The 14,570-nt window shown below is 53.6% G+C and carries 15 protein-coding genes; 11 read left to right on the top strand and 4 right to left on the bottom strand.

The window, feature by feature from the left end; all coding sequences use genetic code 11:
• Positions 1-18 precede the first annotated feature (18 nt).
• Positions 19-957, top strand: coding sequence for an ABC transporter substrate-binding protein (locus tag HALA3H3_RS16610; protein ID WP_009287646.1), 939 nt, complete (start codon positions 19-21; stop codon positions 955-957).
• A 97-nt stretch (positions 958-1,054) separates the two neighbouring features.
• A complete protein-coding gene (locus HALA3H3_RS16605) occupies positions 1,055-1,759 on the top strand; it encodes a TVP38/TMEM64 family protein (RefSeq protein WP_022522707.1) in 705 nt (234 codons plus the stop codon).
• On the opposite strand, the gene HALA3H3_RS16600 is transcribed toward HALA3H3_RS16605, so the two are convergent.
• Both HALA3H3_RS16600 and HALA3H3_RS16595 read right to left on the bottom strand, forming a co-directional pair.
• Entirely contained in the window at positions 1,741-3,987 is a 2,247-nt protein-coding gene (locus tag HALA3H3_RS16600) for a glycosyltransferase (protein ID WP_022522706.1), read from the bottom strand. The two genes, HALA3H3_RS16605 and HALA3H3_RS16600, sit on opposite strands and share 19 nt — an antisense overlap.
• A gap of 77 nt (positions 3,988-4,064) precedes the next feature.
• The gene (locus tag HALA3H3_RS16595; RefSeq protein WP_022522705.1) at positions 4,065-4,493 is read right to left on the bottom strand and encodes a secondary thiamine-phosphate synthase enzyme YjbQ; all 429 of its coding nucleotides are present in this window, start codon (positions 4,491-4,493) and stop codon (positions 4,065-4,067) included.
• A 129-nt stretch (positions 4,494-4,622) separates the two neighbouring features.
• Here HALA3H3_RS16595 and HALA3H3_RS16590 point away from each other — a divergent pair, with 129 nt between their 5' ends.
• Complete coding sequence (locus tag HALA3H3_RS16590; RefSeq protein ID WP_022522704.1) at positions 4,623-5,159, top strand: lipocalin family protein; 537 nt, start codon at positions 4,623-4,625, stop codon at positions 5,157-5,159.
• Positions 5,160-5,170: 11 nt separating this feature from the next.
• Here HALA3H3_RS16590 and HALA3H3_RS16585 read toward each other — a convergent pair whose 3' ends face one another.
• Entirely contained in the window at positions 5,171-6,112 is a 942-nt protein-coding gene (locus tag HALA3H3_RS16585) for a LysR family transcriptional regulator (protein ID WP_022522703.1), read from the bottom strand.
• A gap of 177 nt (positions 6,113-6,289) precedes the next feature.
• On the opposite strand from HALA3H3_RS16585, the gene HALA3H3_RS16580 reads away from it, so the two are divergent.
• Positions 6,290-7,363 (top strand): tartrate dehydrogenase, encoded by a 1,074-nt coding sequence (locus tag HALA3H3_RS16580; RefSeq protein ID WP_009287642.1) that lies wholly within the window; start codon positions 6,290-6,292, stop codon positions 7,361-7,363.
• A 160-nt stretch (positions 7,364-7,523) separates the two neighbouring features.
• The gene (locus HALA3H3_RS16575; RefSeq protein ID WP_022522702.1) at positions 7,524-8,552 is read left to right on the top strand and encodes an SMP-30/gluconolactonase/LRE family protein; all 1,029 of its coding nucleotides are present in this window, start codon (positions 7,524-7,526) and stop codon (positions 8,550-8,552) included.
• A 110-nt stretch (positions 8,553-8,662) separates the two neighbouring features.
• Here the strand turns inward: HALA3H3_RS16575 and wrbA are convergent, their stop codons facing one another.
• On the bottom strand, positions 8,663-9,262 hold the full coding sequence (gene wrbA, locus HALA3H3_RS16570; protein ID WP_022522701.1) for an NAD(P)H:quinone oxidoreductase: 600 nt from the start codon (positions 9,260-9,262) through the stop codon (positions 8,663-8,665).
• A gap of 231 nt (positions 9,263-9,493) precedes the next feature.
• On the opposite strand from wrbA, the gene HALA3H3_RS16565 reads away from it, so the two are divergent.
• The 6 genes from HALA3H3_RS16565 (at position 9,494) to HALA3H3_RS16540 (ending at position 14,508) form a co-directional block, all read left to right on the top strand.
• Entirely contained in the window at positions 9,494-9,934 is a 441-nt protein-coding gene (locus HALA3H3_RS16565; RefSeq protein ID WP_022522700.1) for a hemerythrin domain-containing protein, read from the top strand.
• Between the two features lie 233 nt (positions 9,935-10,167).
• Entirely contained in the window at positions 10,168-11,145 is a 978-nt protein-coding gene (locus HALA3H3_RS16560; RefSeq protein WP_022522699.1) for a succinylglutamate desuccinylase, read from the top strand.
• 211 nt (positions 11,146-11,356) lie between these two features.
• The gene (locus tag HALA3H3_RS16555; protein WP_022522698.1) at positions 11,357-12,127 is read left to right on the top strand and encodes an ABC transporter ATP-binding protein; all 771 of its coding nucleotides are present in this window, start codon (positions 11,357-11,359) and stop codon (positions 12,125-12,127) included.
• Positions 12,128-12,142: 15 nt separating this feature from the next.
• Positions 12,143-12,847 carry an ABC transporter permease gene (locus HALA3H3_RS16550; RefSeq protein WP_008958949.1) on the top strand — a complete coding sequence of 235 codons (705 nt, stop codon included), beginning with the start codon at positions 12,143-12,145 and terminating at the stop codon, positions 12,845-12,847.
• Entirely contained in the window at positions 12,847-13,578 is a 732-nt protein-coding gene (locus HALA3H3_RS16545) for an ABC transporter permease (protein WP_022522697.1), read from the top strand. The genes HALA3H3_RS16550 and HALA3H3_RS16545 overlap by 1 nt, the downstream gene beginning before the upstream one ends.
• 162 nt (positions 13,579-13,740) lie before the next feature.
• The gene (locus tag HALA3H3_RS16540; protein ID WP_009287639.1) at positions 13,741-14,508 is read left to right on the top strand and encodes a transporter substrate-binding domain-containing protein; all 768 of its coding nucleotides are present in this window, start codon (positions 13,741-13,743) and stop codon (positions 14,506-14,508) included.
• Positions 14,509-14,570 lie beyond the last annotated feature (62 nt).

Here is a 14,570-nt window from a genome sequence, read left to right as displayed (position 1 = left end):
ACCTAGCAAGGAGATCCTATGACACACCTCAAGCCTCTCGCCTCAGGCATTGCCCTCGCCACTACCGCGCTATTTGCCTCGGCGGCTCACGCCGACGACCAAACCCTCGATTTCGGTGTGCCCGCCTGGCCCGGCATTACAGTAAAAACAGCTATCGCCGAACAGCTATTAAACCCACTCGGCTACGAAACCAGCACCCAGGAAATCGGCCTACAGGTGATTTACCAGGGTATCGAAAGCGGCGATATCGACGCCTTTCTAGGGGCTTGGCTGCCCGCCCAGCGTGAGATGTTCAATCCCCGCAAGGAGTCGGGTGTACTGATTGACGTGGCGAATAACGTCGATGGTGCGCAAATGACCCTGGCGGTGCCGGAATATCTGTATGAGAGTGGCATTCAGAGCTTTGCTGATCTAGACGAAAATCGCGAGCAGTTCGAGGGTGAAATCTATGGCTTCGGCGCAGGCTCTGCTGCCAGTGAGATTCTTCACAACGCCATTGACAACGACACCTGGGGTCTAGGTGACTGGCAGGTAGTCGATACCAGTGAAGTGGGCATGCTTTCCGCTGCACGTGACGCCATCTCCCGTGAGGAACCGATTGTCTGGGTAGGCTGGACGCCCCACTGGATGAACCTTGAGCTGCCCATGCGCTACCTGGAAGATCCTGAAGACCTGTTCGGTGAGAACAACGGTGAAAGCGATGTGTTGACGCTGCTGCGCAGTGACTACGCTGAAGCCACCCCCAACGTAGTGACCTTCTTTGAGCAGTTTACCTTTTCGGCTGAAGAGCAGAGCTGGATGATCCAGGCGTTTGGCCAGGAAGAGCAAGACCTTGCCGACGTCGCCGAACAGTGGATCAACGACCACCCAGAACGCATTGAAGCAATGTTGGCAGACGTCACCACCACTGACGGCGACCCCGCTTGGCCGGTCATTGAAGCCCAGCTCAACAACTAATAAACCGCTGATTAACAACTGCACTTAATGGAAAAGCGCCTTCATCCCATTGGACGGCTAGCGTATGCTAGCGCTTTTTTAGCCGTTGGGAGTGGGCATGTCGCGGACATTGGGTAAGGGCGTAGGCCTGCTGGTAATCGTCGTGCTGCTGGGCGTCATGTGGCAGGTACTGCAGCGCTACGACCTACTCACCCAGGCGCGCCTTAGCGAGTTTATCGCTTACATTCGCCAGTGGCGTACCGCGCCCTGGATGTTTGCTGCGGTAATGGCCACTTATGCCAGCGCCTTGCTGGTGATGTTTCCACTTAGCCTACTGGTGGTGGTGACTGGCTTACTGTTTGGCCCGATATGGGGGCTGGTGTACGCCACGCTGGGCACATTGACCTCCTCGATTGTGTCTTACTGGGTAGGCCACTGGTTAGGCCGTGAGGCGCTTATGCGTTATGGCGGGCGTCATCTGCGTGGCCTATCGGGTTACTTATCCAAGCGCGGCATTCGCACCATGACGGTGATTAACCTGCTGCCACTCGCCCCGTTCACGCTCACCAATATGCTGGCGGGCGCTTTTCACCTTAAGTTTCGCGACTATATGATCGGCTCCACCCTGGGCATCGTACCGGGGCTGGCAGCGGTGATCTTATTGGGCAGCCAGCTAGGCGCACTGTTCACCGCTGCCTCGACCAAAGAAATCATCTTAGCGGCTGTCGGGCTAGCGGCTGGCGTTAGCTTGTTAATAGGCCTTAAGCGCTATGCTAACCGCCGCCAAGCGGCAAAAAAACAGCCTCACCGCGAAGGCGAGTGATATTTGGCCAGCACTTCGGCGTAAAAGCCCGCCACCGCTGAGGCAAAGTTGGCAATATCAAACTCCTCAGCAAAGTGGCTGGCCTGCTTACCCAACTCCCGGCGTCGCTCAGCGTTATCTTTTAACTCAACCACCCTTTGCCCCCAGGCCTGACGATTTTGCGGTGTTTTGAACCCATTGACCCCTTGGCGCACCACATCATCGATACCGCTGGAGCGCACCGCCACGACGGGCAACCCCGCCGACATTGCTTCAAGAATCACCATACCCTGGGTTTCTGAGGTCGAAGCAAACACAAATATATCGCCTAGATGGTAATAAAGCGCCATGCGCTCCGGCGGCACCGCTCCGACCAGGGTGACCTGCGAGGTCAGTTTCAAAGTATCGATTTGGTTTTGAATCGCCTCCCGGTCTGGCCCATCACCAATCAGTAGCAGATGAAGATCATCATGCCCCTGTGACTGAAGCTCGGCGAGGGCTTCCAGCATAAAGCCAATGTTTTTCTCCTTACTAATCCGCGAGACGCTGATCAATATTTTACTTGCAGGGTCGATAGTTAATTGCTCGCGCAGCGCTTCCAACTCACTCTCCTCAACGTGTGAAAAGCGTGCTACATCAATGCCTGTGGGCTGTACCAGCGAGGGTGTTTTCACGCCAATCATGCGCAGATACTCCTCGGCGGAGTAAGTCGGCACAATCACTCCTTGGCAGCGATTAGAGAAGCGCTTGATCAGGGTATGGGAAATCAAATTACGGAACAGCGCACCGGGCAACGGCACGAAGTGGGCATAGTGCTCCAGGCGGGTGTGATAGGTGTAGATCACTGGCACCTTGAGCCGACGCCCCATAAACAGGCCCATGGAGCCGAGCCAAAAGGGATGATGAACGTGAATAACATCCGGCTTAAACCCACGCAGGCAACGACGAAAACGCGCACTGAACGGATTGGTTAACCGGAACTCGCCCTTCTGCCCAAATGCCATTAGCGTGGGGATGCGTTTTATTGAGCTGTCGTCCTGCCACGTTTCTCGGTAGCGCGGCACTAACAGTTGGATGGTGTGGCCTAGATCACATAAGCCATTGCGCAGGCGATCCACCGAGACCGATACCCCCGATACAAAAGGAAAGTAGTTATTAGAGATCATCGCTACGCGCAGAGATTTACCCAGAAAAGGCGTTGGGTCGATATCAAAATCAGGATAGTAGTCGCGATCTTCGAAAATTAGCCGATATAAGCGCAGTGCGAGCAGCGTCAACATACCCACAATCAGCAAAAACCGCGTATAGCTAACGTAGAAAAACGCATACACCGTGGAAGCCACACTACTCACCATCCGCCACCAGCCAGGGCTATCCACATTTAATCGCACCGGCGCAATAGCGACATTCTCACCCTCTACATTGACGATGACGTAGTGGTGAAAGCTACTATCGGCATCGATGAGGATGCCTCCCGCGCCTCCGGTGGTCACGTAATCCACGCCATTAATCGTCTGCTGGGAAAAGAGCGTTAAGTTGGCGGAAAATACGGTGTCAACGTCATGCTCCTCTGCCAGCGCCATAATGCCATCGGCTAAGCGAGAATCATTGAGATAATTGTCCGCTTCAAACAGCGGCGCGTCGCTCACTACGTTGTGCAGCGGCAAACCAACAAATAGAAACCGATGCTGTGTTTCTGAGGCCGTAAGCTCACGCTCCAACCAATCAAGCTGCCAGGAGGTAGAGGACTTGCCGGTACCGTCAAGAAAGATAAAGTGGCTATTGCCCGCTACAAACGAGTAAAAGTGCGGCCCAAAATATTCGTAAAACAGATAGCTACCGAAATCGCTATCTTCATTTTCACCGTAGGTGAGTAAGTAAGGGACATTGAGCTGCTCCAGACTCTGATAAATCGCCTGGTAGCTCTCCTGCTGCCCACTATTGACGGCATTCCCAGCGGAAATCAGGAAGTCGATGCCGCTCTGATTGATGAGCGGCACAATCTCCTTTTGAAACACGCTCACCGAGTTATTGATATTGCCCACCACCGCAAAGCGATAGTCGGTTCGCTCCTTCAACACCTCGCGAATATTCGCCACCTCAAGGGTATGCACCGACTCAAATTTGGGTTCTGCTACATACAACCAAATTTGGTGAGCAATTAGCCCAGTCACCAGAGCAAGATTAAGAAAAAAGAACAGCCGCAACCTGCGCTGTCGGGAAAGGCGAAGAAAGGAGCGTCGTGGCATTTAAAAGCGCTTTTTCAAAGATAATATGAGGTTATTAACCACTATACAGCAACGCTGAGTCGAGGTGGCGCGCCAAGCTAGCGCGCTTCACACCCGTTTAGGGTGGCCAGTAATCGACGTGGCCCAGCCTGATTGCGGTGTTCTCCCAGCCATATGCCCTGCCAGGTACCTAAAGCCAGGCGTCCATCGCGCACCGCCAGCGTTAGCTGTGTACCCAGCAGGCTGGCGGCTACATGGGCGGGCATATCATCAGGCCCTTCCAGGGTGTGGCGGAAATAGGGTAAATCTTCGGGCACCAGTCGACGCAGAAAAGCATCTAAATCGTGGCGCACATCTGGATCAGTGTTCTCATTGAGCGTTAACGAGGCAGAAGTGTGCATCAGCTGTAAATGCAGCATGCCAGCCTGGCAGTCACTTAAACAAGGCAGTGCGCGGGCCACATCATCCGTAATCAAATGAAAGCCGCGCGCCATTTCGGGCAAATGAATCTCTTGTTGGCACCACATACACACTCCTTTATTTGTTATGTAAACGAAAACACTCCATCACCGCCTTCTCCTGCTGTATGGCAAAATAGCAACAGATAGCACTAACCATAGTCGATCACCCGCGAATCATCGCCAAGGAGCGCGTTAATGAAAACCCTGCTAGGAAGCAGCATCGTTAGTATGACCCTACTCACCGGCTGCACTGGCATTCCGGATGGCACGCAGCCAGTAACAGACTTTGAGCTAGACCGCTACCTGGGTCAGTGGTTCGAAATTGCCCGCCTGGATCACTCCTTTGAACGCGGTCTTGATTGCGTGACCGCTACTTACAGCCTGCGCGATGATGGCGGTGTTCGAGTAATCAACCGTGGTTACAACCTTGAAGAGCAAGAGTGGGATGAGGCTGAAGGCCGCGCCTACTTTATTGACGATGAAAGCGTTGGGCGCTTAAAGGTAAGCTTCTTTGGCCCCTTTTACGGCGGCTATAACGTCCTTGAGCTGGATGAGGAGTACCAGTGGGCGTTAGTGGCAGGCCCTAACCGCGACTACCTGTGGATACTTTCACGTACAGCGGAAATGGATAGCGCGACAGAAGGACGCCTGCGTCAGCGAGCAGCCGAGCTGGAGTTCCCTACTGAAGAGCTGATTGATGTTAACCAAAGCGAGGCTTGTCCTAGCCGATAAGCAGCTTCTGATTAGCTCCCTTCAGGCAATATTGGTACCCGCCCCGCTATCTCTCGCTGAACATAGTCAATAAAAGCGCGCAGCCGGGCGGGCACATGGCGACGTTGTTCAAACACCGCATAAAAATCTGCCCGCACCCCCTGCCAGCCTGGCAATAGCGCTACCAATGCGCCACTGGCAAGGTGCTCGTTAACGTCCCACCAGGAGCGCAGCATGACACCGTGGCCGTCCAAGGCCAGGCGGGTAATGACCTCTCCATCGTTGCTGGCTAATCGACCGCTGACCTTTATCGACTGTGTCTGCCCAGGCAGTCCTTTGGCAGACTGAGCGACTTGTTCAAAGCGCCAGAGGGGGAAATCACTGTCGTTCTCGCGAATCACCAAACAAGCGTGCTGCTGTAAATCTGCCGGTACTTGCAAAGACGGCGCCTGGGCAATGTAAGCAGGCGACGCGCAGAGCACCCGCCGATTGGCCAGAATACGCCGAGCGACCAAGCGCGACTCCGGTGGCTCGCCCACGCGAATACCAATATCAAAGCCGTGATCGCTCAGATTGAGCGGAAAATTGGTTAACTCCAACCACCCTTCCACCTCGGGGTGATCGGCACAAAAGCGGGACAGCAGTGGCGCAATATGGCGGCGCCCAAAGCCAAAAGTGGCGTTTACCCGCAAACGTCCGCTAAGCGCCTGATCGACTCCCTCACCCAGTGAATTTTCCAGCTCATCCAACTCATCTAAAATCAGCGCGCCACGGGCCAAGTAGCGCTCACCCTCTGCGGTCAGCGTCAACCGCCGCGTAGTGCGAGCAGCTAGCTCTACCCCCAGGCGCGCCTCCAATTGTTTTAGCCGCTTGCTTACCGCCGAGAGCGATAGCCCCAGCTCGCGAGCAGTCCCCGTCAGGCTTCCCGCCCGCGCCAAGTGCTGAAAAAACGCCAAATCATCCAGGTGCGCCATATCGCTCCTCAGTCATTCTGCACTTTCACGCAACAATAACTTGAATAGTAGCCTGATTATCTCCACCAAAATAGCCGCTACACTCTATTTACTATTAACGACTCACGACCCACGACTCACGACTCACGACTCACGACTCACAAGCATAAAAAGTAACTAACAAGGTAAGGAACCACTATGACCCACCGTATTGCCATTATCGCCGGTGACGGCATCGGCACCGAAGTCATGCCTGAAGGCATCCGCGCCCTTGAAGCGACCGCCAAGCGCTTTAATCTTGATCTTGAGTTCACCACCTTTGAGTTTGGCAGCTGCGACTACTACCTGGAACACGGCAAAATGCTGCCGGATGATTGGTTTGAGCAGTTAAAAGGTTTTGATGCGCTGTTTTATGGCGCGGTGGGCTGGCCCGACAAAGTACCCGACCATATTTCCCTGTGGGGCTCACTGCTGCAATTCCGGCGCCGCTTTGATCAGTACATCAACCTGCGCCCCTGCAAGCTCATGCCCGGCATTAAAAGCCCGCTAGCAGGCCGTAAACCCGGCGATATCGACTTTTACGTGGTGCGTGAGAACACTGAAGGCGAGTACTCCAGCGTTGGTGGCAAAATGTTTGAAGGCACCGACCGTGAAGTGGTCATTCAAGACACGGTCATGACCCGCACCGGCGTAGACCGCGTATTGAAATACGCTTTTGAACTGGCCCAAACTCGCCCGCGTAAAAAGCTCACCTCTGCGACCAAGTCCAACGGCATCTCAATCACTATGCCGTATTGGGATGAACGTGTGGTCGAAATGGCGAAGGGCTACCCTGAAATCGCGGTGGATAAATTTCATATCGATATTCTTACCGCCAACTTCGTTCTCCACCCGGATTGGTTTGATGTCGTCGTGGGCAGCAATCTGTTTGGCGATATTCTTTCTGATCTCGGCCCCGCCTGCACCGGCACGATAGGCATCGCCCCTTCAGCCAACATCAACCCTGAAGGCAACTTTCCGAGCTTGTTCGAGCCAGTACACGGCAGCGCGCCGGATATCGCCGGTAAGGGTATTGCCAACCCTATCGGTCAAATTTGGTCAGGCGCCATGATGCTGGAGCACCTCGGTTACAAAGAAGCCGGTGACGCAATAGTCACGGCCATTGAGGAAGTATTGAGCGAAGGGGATGCCACCGTACTTACCCGCGATGTGGGTGGAGAAGGCACCACTGCAAGCCTAGGCAAGGCGATTGCCAACGCTATTTCGCACTGACACACATATGGCATAAAGATTGGCTGTCTGGTTGAATCCAACCGGGCAGCCAATGTATGTTTTTTAATCGCTTATGTTCTACATTTGTCCTGAGGGTGGAAGAAACATCAGTTTCACTTCGCTCATAACAACATCAACAAACAACCATCAGGACAATGCTATGAAACTTGGACGCCGTCAGTTCCTTTCGGCATCGGCCGCCCTGGCCGCTGTTGGCACATCGCCCCAGCTTTTTGCTTTGCAGAGCTCACAAGGTTCCACCCCGGAACGATACCCAATCGATGCCTGGAAAGTCGAAGATTCCCGCTTTAGTGATTACATGATTTTTAACAGTCCTCTAGAACGCCACTGGAGTGGAGGTCTGTGGACAGAGGGGCCAGCATGGAACGCCGTAGGTCGTTATGTTGTTTTCAGCGACATACCTCGTGCCAAGCAGATGCGCTGGGACGAATCCACTGGTCAAGTCAGCGTATTGAGAGACAATGTCGGCCACTCTAACGGTAATACCTTCGATCATCAGGGGCGGCTAATTGCTTGCGAGCACTATCCCTCACGCGTTTTACGCTACGAGTGGGACGGCAGCACAACGGTGCTCGCAGAGCGCTATCAGGGCAAACCGCTCAATGCCCCTAATGACGTGGTGGCACTGCCCTCGGGTGGAGTGATCTTCACTGATCCAGGCTATGGTGCTCACTTCGACTACGAGGGCAAAAAACGAGACCTGGAGCTAGAAACGGCCATCTATTACGTCGATGACAGCCTGGATGAGCCCATCATGCTGACCGACGATATTTATAAGCCAAACGGTATTGTATTAACGCCGGATGGCGAAGGGTTCTACGCCAGTGACAGTGCCCCCACCCATTTCGACGAACCCGCGCGAATTATTTGCTGGTCGCTGGGTGAAGATGGTCGCAGTGTCAGCGACCGGCAAGTTATCGTGACCAGCGAAGACACTATTTTCGACGGCATGGCCTGTGACGTGGATGGCAATATCTGGTCAAGCGCCAATGGTGGTGAAGGTATCGACGGAGTAGTGGTTTTCTCACCGGAAGGCACCTTGCTGGGCCGAGTATTGCTACCCGAAGTCTGCTCGAACGTGTGTTTTGCGGGCAAGAGCCGCAATCGACTATTTATGACGGCCAGTCAATCCGTCTACACAATTTACACGGCGGCACGCGGAGCATAGTAAAACTATAATCCCAGCCACAATATCCCAACCCCAAAAAAAGCCTCGCCGGATATATCCGGCGAGGCTTTTACTTGGCTGACTCGTATATGTCTTGGCTAGTAAACTAATTAACTGGCCAGTTTAGCCGCCGTTTTTGCGACCAACTCGCCTTGGAAACGGGCGATTTTCAGCTCACGCTCGTCAGGTTGGCGTGAGCCATCACCACCAGCAATGGTTGCGGCGCCGTAAGGCGTACCGCCGCTCACTTTAGAAATATCAAACTGCTCTTCGAGACCGTAACCAATCGGCACAATCACCATACCGTGGTGGGCAAGTGTGGTCCAAGTAGAGGTAATGGTCATCTCATCGCCGCCACCAGTACCGGTAGAGGTGAACACGCTAGCGACTTTGCCACGCAGAGCACCGTTCGCCCACAGGCCACCGGTCTGATCCAGGAAGGTACGCATTTGACCGGCCATATTCCCAAAGCGGGTGGGCGTACCGAAAATGATCGCATCGTAATCGGCAAGCTCTTGAGGCGTCGCTTCCGGCGTGTCGTAATCCTGCTTACCGCCTGCATTCTTGAACGCCTCTTCAGGCATGGTTTCAGGAACGCGTTTCACCGCCACCTCAACACCGCTCACACCCTTTGCGCCTTCTGCCACGGCCTGAGCCAGCGTATCAATATGGCCATACATGGAATAATAAAGTACCAGTACCTTTGTCATTACTATCTCCTTCACTTATGAATAGTGCAGTTATGAGTAGTGCAGTGAGCGTCGCCTAAAGTGGGCGTCGCCTAATAAGTAGTAAACACAACATAGCGCACTCAAGCATAGAAAAAAGCGAATGTTTTCGTCCGTGGGCGTCGATTTCATCGACGAACGCCATCTTGCACTTTACGCCAACCACCACTAGCTTTTGACTTGCCTACATCAAACGTATCCAAGGAGTCTGGAATGACGATTTTTGAAGCCCTGCGCAAGGATCACGATATTCAGCGCGACCTGCTCGCCCGCTTAGTTGAAACACATGGAGACAGCGATGAGCGAGATAAACTGTATCAGCAGGTACGGGCAGAGCTGCATTATCACGCCGCTGCCGAAGAGCGGGCGCTCTATATCCCAATGATGTCAATCGACCTGACTCAGGAAAAAGCCCGCCATAGCGTTGCCGAACATCATGAAATTGATGAGCTTTTAGAACTGCTTGATGAAACTGACTACAGTGCAACTCACTGGTTGACCCACGCCAAACAGCTCCAGGATTTAGTCACGCACCACCTGGATGAAGAAGAGCAAGAGGTTTTCCAGCTGGCGGGCCGTGGCCTGCAAGATAAACAAAAGACATCGCTTGCTAGCGAGTACCAGGAAGAAATGCAGCGCCAGCGTTCAGCGTAACGTGATGAACAAATTGAAAAACGCTCATGCACCCCATGGGCGTTTTTTGCTGTTAGCGATTAAATAAAGCCACTTTTCAGCTTCCGCTTGTTTCATGAAGACGCTTTTTCACGAATACGCTAGGCTTTTACACGCGAACGACCTGCGGGCTTGTGGCATACGCCCAGCGTGGTAAACCTAGGCTCGCTTTTATACTGACAACGATACTCAAAACAGTTAACTGAGGAGCGACAATGCTAGGCCAATGGCTCGACTGGTCGCTTGATGGGCAACTCCCCACCGCCAGCCAAGGCGTCTTCGCCAGCGGCACTTATCATTTGCATGCGCCTGGTATTTTGGAGCTCACCCCTAACACGGTAAGCCAAAGCGCCCACACGTGCATTTTTTCAGCGGCGATCCATGGCAATGAAACCGCACCGGTTGAACTGGTGGGTGAATGGTTAAGCGGCGTAGAAGCGGGCAGCATATCGCTCGGCGCTCCTGTGCTGGTGATTTTAGGCAACCTGCCCGCGCTTAAGGCGCAGCAGCGTTTCCTTACCACCAATTTAAACCGGCTGTTTAGCCGCGAACTAGCCGCCAAGGGCGAGGAGCCAGATCGCGCCAGGCAATTAATGGCCGCGGTGGATAGTTTTTATGCCCGCCATGCCGGGCGCCCCAAACTGCACTACGACCTACATACCGCAATTCGGGATAGCCGCTACCCCCGTTTTGTAGTGGAGCCTTTTGCCGAATCCTCCACCGATGCTGAGCAGTGGGGCTGGCTGGCGGCGGCGGGTATGCAGGCGGTGCTGCACCAACATCAGCACAGCTGGACATTCTCCCACTACAGCAAGCACTATCACGCCGCTCAGGCATTTACCTTTGAGCTAGGGCGGGTAGCGCCTTTTGGCCACAACGATATGGCATCATTACAACCGATGCGTACACTACTCACCGCGCTTAGTGAAGGACATACGCCACCCAATCAGCCCGCCACGCAAATGCAGTTTTTCCAGGTTCAACACGAATTAATGCGTCACTCGGAGGACTTTACACTCTGTTTTGCCGAGGACACAGCCAACTTCAGCCGCTTTGAGCCCGGCACTCTGCTGGCCCAAGACGGTAAGTCGGGTGAGTTTCGGGTAGGCGATACGCCCCTTCATGTGGTGTTTCCTAACGCACAAGTAGAGGTGGGCGCCCGTGCCGCGCTGTTGGTGGCGCCTATCGTTTAACCCCCCAAGCAGGATCTACTTTAGCCAAGACAATAACAATGGTGAGGCGACAACAGGACCCTCGACGTCGATACGACTATCGTCGAGTGCATAATGTTAGAAGGAAAGCGCGCATAATGCGCCCAGCCTGATAGAATCGCCCCTTTTTCGCGCCAGCCGCATCAAACAAACCCACTTGTTGCTGCGGCAACTCTGTACTGGAGCCAATGATATGGCCGCTACGCCTACTCCCCTTGAAGTGCGTAATATTAAAAAACGCTTTGGCGATACGGAAGTTCTGAAAGGTCTTTCATTACAAGCCCAAAAGGGCGATGTGATTACCCTGATTGGTGCCTCTGGATCGGGTAAAAGTACTTTTTTGCGCTGCATGAACTTGCTTGAACAGCCCGACGATGGCGACCTCATTGTCCATGGCGAACCCATTCGCTTTAAGACCACGAAGCACGGCCGCGAACCTGAAGATTGGAAGCAGGTGGTACAAATGCGCGCCAAGCTCTCCATGGTGTTCCAGAGCTTTAACCTGTGGGCCCACATGACGCTGCTCGAAAACATCATCGAAGCGCCGATTCATGTGCTGAAAAAACCCAAAAAAGAAGCCTTGGAGCATGCCCATGCACTGCTCGATCGGGTTGGCTTAACGGCCCGCGCCAACGCCTACCCAGCACAGATGTCCGGCGGGCAACAGCAGCGCGGCGCTATTGCCCGCGCACTGGCGATGGATCCAGAAGTGATGCTGTTTGACGAACCCACCTCCGCCCTTGACCCGGAATTGGTCGGTGACGTATTGAAAGTCATGCACGACCTCGCTGAAGAGGGGCGCACCATGGTCGTGGTGACTCACGAGATGGGGTTTGCCCGTGATGTCTCTAGCCAAGTGATTTACCTTCACCAGGGCCTGGTGGAAGAGGCTGGCCCGCCCGATCAAGTGTTAGGCAACCCGCAATCACCGCGCCTGCAGCAATTCCTGGCACCTAATTACTGATCCGCGAGGCTGACCATGATTGATTTACAAGGGTATGGCCCCCGGCTGATCGAAGGGGCTGGCGTCACCATCCAATTAGCGGTGTTGTCGCTGATTTTAGCGATTATTTTAGGGCTACTGACCGCCAGCGCGAAGATGTCGCGCAACTGGTTAGCTCATCGTCTTGCCACGCTTTACACCACACTTATTCGCGGTGTGCCCGACCTCGTGTTGATGATGCTGTTTTTTTTCGGTGGCCAAATTGGCGTCAACATGATCACCGACTGGCTTTACTACTCCTTCGATATCGATATTTTTATCAATATTAATGCCTTCGTCGCGGGCGTTGTCACCATTGGGCTAATCTTCGGGGCCTATATGGGGGAAACCTTTCGCGGCGCTTTTATGGCGGTCGATAATGGGCAAATCGAAGCAGGTAAAGCCTATGGCATGAGCGATGGGCTGGTTTTTCGTCGCGTCCGTTTTCCGCAGATGATGCGCCATGCACTGCCTGGCCTTTCCAACAACTGGATGGTACTGCTCAAAACCACAGCACTGGTCTCGGTAATCGGGCTTTCTGATATGGTGCGTGTCGCCTCAGAAGCCTCTAAAGCGACGCGCGAACCTTTCACTTTCATGATTATTGTCGCGCTTATCTATCTGCTCATCGCCAGCGTTTCGGAATGGATCTTTGCTCGTCTGCAAAAACGCTACAACATTGGCTATGGGGAGGCAGACTAATGACCGCTTTCATGACATGGCTCGAAAATCAGCTTGCCGAGAACAGTATTTTCACGCTGCAAACGCTTTCCTACTATGGCGATGGGCTGACCACCACGGTGCAACTGGTCTTTTTATCGCTGGTCATTGGCTTAATCGCTGCGGTACCCCTTGCCATTGGGCGTGGTTCAAAACACGCCTGGATTAAGTGGCCTATTTTTGCTTACACCTATGTTTTTCGTGGCACACCGCTACTCATCCAACTCTACCTGATTTATTACGGCGTGGTGTTTGTGGACGGAATCCAAGAAAGCTGGCTATGGGTGATACTTGAAGAACCGTTCGTTCCCGCACTCATTGCATTTACCCTCAACACCGCCGCCTATACGACCGAGATTTTTCGCGGCGCGATTAAGTCTACATCGAAAGGTGAAATTGAAGCGGCTCGTGCCTATGGCATGTCACCTCAGCAGACCATGCGGCGCATTATTATCCCCAGCGCTTTTCGTCGCGCACTGCCGGCCTACGGCAACGAAGTCATTTTCATGCTACATGCCAGCGCTATTGCCAGCGTAGTGACGATTATGGACCTGACCGGCGCGGCGCGCTTTGTCTATGCGCGTTTTTATGCACCTTTTGACGCATTCTTGTTTGTGGCAGCGATATACCTGTGTTTAACCTTCACCATCCTGTATCTCTTTCGTTATCTAGAGAAAAAGCTGCTCGCACATCTACAGCCACAGAACTCCTAGTGTGAAACAAACGTTGGTTTACGAATCATCAAGCGCTTTTCGTCAACGCCGAGTTAGGATAAGTTATTAATGATCATCACAACGCAACCTGTGACTAACGTGGTCAACGCCATCATTAGGCGGTGGTTGCTTAGATGAACTCTGCTTCCAAGGAGATACATAATGAAAAAACTGCTGTCCGTCTCACTGCTAGGCTTAGCCGTTGCAGCAAGCGCCGCCCAGGCGCAAGAAGACCAACTACGTATCGGGGTTGATGTGCCTTACGAGCCGATGGAATATCGCACGCCGGATGGCGAGCTGACCGGCTTTGATATCGACCTGGGCAACGCCCTCTGCGAGCGTATCGGCGTTGAATGTGAATGGGTTGTACAGGGCTGGGACGGCATTATCCCGGGTCTCATGGCACGTAAATACGACGCTATTATGTCCTCCATGACGATCAATGATGACCGTCGCGAGCAAGTGCTGTTCTCTGACCCCTACATCACCCCACCGTCCGCCTGGTTTGCTCCTGAAGGCACCGACCTTGATGCAACCAATGAAGAGTCGCTCGCCGGCATGACTATCGGCGTTCAGCGCGGCACTCTGCAGGACAATTACGTCACCGACATGTATGGCGATGTCGCCGACATCAACCGCTATTCTACCGCCGATGACATGGTGCTGGACATGGAGTCCGAGCGTTTGGACATATTGTTCCTCGACTACCCAGTCGGTAAGTCCACGTTACTGGATAGCGAAGAAGGCAACTACGTTGTTGTCGGCGAGATGCTCACCGAACCTAAAGAGTATTTTGGTGATGGCTTTGGTATCGCGTTCCGTCAACGCGACGAAGCACTCGCTGAGCAGTTCAACGAAGCCCTGGCTGAAGTGAAAGAAGACGGCACTTACGACGAGATCTACAACCGTTATTTCGGTGGGCAAGAGTAAGCATCACAGCAAGCCCTAGGGCCTGTTGACGTTTCACTCGCGGCCGCGCTGGAGCCCGTTTT

It is taken from the genome of Halomonas sp. A3H3 (assembly GCF_000982975.1).
GTDB classification, from domain to species: Bacteria; Pseudomonadota; Gammaproteobacteria; order Pseudomonadales; family Halomonadaceae; genus Vreelandella; species Vreelandella titanicae.
The sequence above is the reverse complement of the archived record's forward strand: the minus strand, read 5'-3'. Positions and strand labels throughout refer to the sequence as shown.

What these genes read in the sequence shown, in the direction of transcription:
- HALA3H3_RS16600 (WP_022522706.1), bottom strand. Translation starts at nt 3,987, where the DNA reads ATGCCACGACGCTCCTTTCTTCGCCTTTCCCGACAGCGCAGGTTGCGG.
- HALA3H3_RS16595 (WP_022522705.1), bottom strand. Translation starts at nt 4,493, where the DNA reads ATGTGGTGCCAACAAGAGATTCATTTGCCCGAAATGGCGCGCGGCTTT.
- HALA3H3_RS16555 (WP_022522698.1), top strand. Translation starts at nt 11,357, where the DNA reads ATGGCCGCTACGCCTACTCCCCTTGAAGTGCGTAATATTAAAAAACGC.
- HALA3H3_RS16610 (WP_009287646.1), top strand. Translation starts at nt 19, where the DNA reads ATGACACACCTCAAGCCTCTCGCCTCAGGCATTGCCCTCGCCACTACC.
- HALA3H3_RS16560 (WP_022522699.1), top strand. Translation starts at nt 10,168, where the DNA reads ATGCTAGGCCAATGGCTCGACTGGTCGCTTGATGGGCAACTCCCCACC.
- HALA3H3_RS16585 (WP_022522703.1), bottom strand. Translation starts at nt 6,112, where the DNA reads ATGGCGCACCTGGATGATTTGGCGTTTTTTCAGCACTTGGCGCGGGCG.
- HALA3H3_RS16590 (WP_022522704.1), top strand. Translation starts at nt 4,623, where the DNA reads ATGAAAACCCTGCTAGGAAGCAGCATCGTTAGTATGACCCTACTCACC.
- HALA3H3_RS16580 (WP_009287642.1), top strand. Translation starts at nt 6,290, where the DNA reads ATGACCCACCGTATTGCCATTATCGCCGGTGACGGCATCGGCACCGAA.
- HALA3H3_RS16545 (WP_022522697.1), top strand. Translation starts at nt 12,847, where the DNA reads ATGACCGCTTTCATGACATGGCTCGAAAATCAGCTTGCCGAGAACAGT.
- HALA3H3_RS16575 (WP_022522702.1), top strand. Translation starts at nt 7,524, where the DNA reads ATGAAACTTGGACGCCGTCAGTTCCTTTCGGCATCGGCCGCCCTGGCC.
- HALA3H3_RS16565 (WP_022522700.1), top strand. Translation starts at nt 9,494, where the DNA reads ATGACGATTTTTGAAGCCCTGCGCAAGGATCACGATATTCAGCGCGAC.
- HALA3H3_RS16605 (WP_022522707.1), top strand. Translation starts at nt 1,055, where the DNA reads ATGTCGCGGACATTGGGTAAGGGCGTAGGCCTGCTGGTAATCGTCGTG.
- HALA3H3_RS16550 (WP_008958949.1), top strand. Translation starts at nt 12,143, where the DNA reads ATGATTGATTTACAAGGGTATGGCCCCCGGCTGATCGAAGGGGCTGGC.
- wrbA (WP_022522701.1), bottom strand. Translation starts at nt 9,262, where the DNA reads ATGACAAAGGTACTGGTACTTTATTATTCCATGTATGGCCATATTGAT.
- HALA3H3_RS16540 (WP_009287639.1), top strand. Translation starts at nt 13,741, where the DNA reads ATGAAAAAACTGCTGTCCGTCTCACTGCTAGGCTTAGCCGTTGCAGCA.